Source organism: Campylobacter sp. CFSAN093233, from assembly GCF_011068165.1.
GTDB lineage: Bacteria > Campylobacterota > Campylobacteria > Campylobacterales > Campylobacteraceae > Campylobacter_D > Campylobacter_D jejuni.
Window position 1 is genome coordinate 1 of sequence record NZ_JAAMWY010000013.1, and the last position, 1,301, is coordinate 1,301.

The 1,301-nt window shown below is 37.5% G+C and carries 1 protein-coding gene; it reads right to left on the bottom strand.

Annotated features, from left to right (window positions below; genetic code table 11):
- Positions 1-1,301: flagellin (locus FBF15_RS09135; RefSeq protein WP_165434641.1), on the bottom strand; the 1,301-nt coding region annotated here is incomplete at both ends.

A 1,301-nucleotide genomic window follows, 5' to 3' on the forward strand; every position in this document is an offset into this window, starting at 1 on the left:
ACCTATATCTGCTCTGATTTGATCAAGATTGGTAATAGCAGTTTCTGCTATATCCATCACAGCCATTGCACCCTTAAGTGTAGTTACACCTGCAGTTTCATCATGAGCACTTACTGTACTTATTCTTAAAGCTGCAAATTGAGAATTACCTGAACCAGCAGAGAAACCTGAACCAGCAGAAACAACATAGGTGCTACTAATAGAAGCTGCGCTAGATACTATCTGTATAGAAGCTGATAAAATGGCTGAATAATTTTTACCACTACCTACTGAAAATCCCGAACCAGCAGAGAAGCCTGAACCAGCCTGAGACATAAATCCTGCAATACTAGAAGCGAAAATAATTTGCTTAGCGCCGCCGCCATTATAAGCATTAAAGCCCATAGCATCAGCATTGGCTGCTGAAATTTGCCCTTTTGACTCTCTTAGAGATACTGAAGATTGAGAAATCATGTCTGTAGCACCCATACCTATAGCTGAAAGACCTGTTCCACTTATATTGATATCTCTACCATCATTTTTAACTAAAGATAACCTTCCATAATTTTCAGTGTGCAATATACCAGCTCCTACACCTATGCTACCTGTGATTTTAATCCCTCTACCATCGGCCGAAGTAAGAACAAGTTTACCATTTTCATCTTTAGAGGCTTGAACACCAGTTGTATCTTTTACAGCATTGATAGCTGAAATTAAAGAACCATTCTCATCACCATCTGAATAATCAACCTTACCTATAACAACCCCATTGATAGCAAAATCCTGAGAAGTATTTCCTGCTTTTATTGTATAGGCTCCTACAGATTTTACATCAAAAGTTGCACGAATTCCTGTTTTATCTGCATTTCTGTTGATCTCTTCAGCCAAAGCTCCAAGACCTGTTCCTACTGAAGTAGAAATCACTACATTTTGAAATTTAAAATCTTCGATACCGTTGTAGTTTTTAATAGTAAGTCCTACAGTGCCTGAAGAAAAACTTTGTGAACCTGTTTCAAATCTTGTTACACCGATTTTAGAAGACTGAGTTGCTCCTATACTTGCTTTAATAGTTTGATTTGAACTTGAACCGATTTGGAATTCTTGATTGGTAAAACCACCACTTAAAAGTTGTTTGCCATTAAATGAAGTGGTATTTGCGATATTATCAAGTTCTTCCATCAAACGGTTGATGTCTGCTTGAAGCATAGTTCTTGTTTTTAAGCTTTGACCATCTTGAGCAGCTTGAGTCGCTTTAGTCTTGATGGTATCTAAGATTTTAAGTTGCTCATCCATAGCCTTATCTGCAGTTTGCAAGATACCTA